Genomic DNA, 235 nt, shown 5'->3' with positions numbered 1-235 from the left:
ACCCATCAAGTTATGGGTACAGGCCGAAACGAAGTTGTCATGACGCCATCAGCAAAGCCACGGTATTTATTCGTAAATATCACCGTGAGTGGGTGGTTGATATGGATCTGTCGAAGTGTTTTGACCTGCTTGATCATGCTTTGATAATTAGCAGTGTTAGACGCAAAGTGACGGACAGTAGTATTTTAAAGCTGATTAATCAGTTCTTAAAAAGCGGGGTAATGATAGGCGAACA

1 protein-coding gene is annotated in these 235 nt (G+C 42.1%); it reads left to right on the top strand.

Annotated features, from left to right (window positions below; genetic code table 11):
- The coding region (locus H4J50_RS19945; RefSeq protein ID WP_259365865.1) for a reverse transcriptase domain-containing protein at positions 1–235 on the top strand (235 nt) is incomplete at both ends.

The organism is Colwellia sp. 6M3, from assembly GCF_014077595.1.
Classification (GTDB): domain Bacteria; phylum Pseudomonadota; class Gammaproteobacteria; order Enterobacterales; family Alteromonadaceae; genus Cognaticolwellia.
The sequence above is the reverse complement of the archived record's forward strand: the minus strand, read 5'-3'. Positions and strand labels throughout refer to the sequence as shown.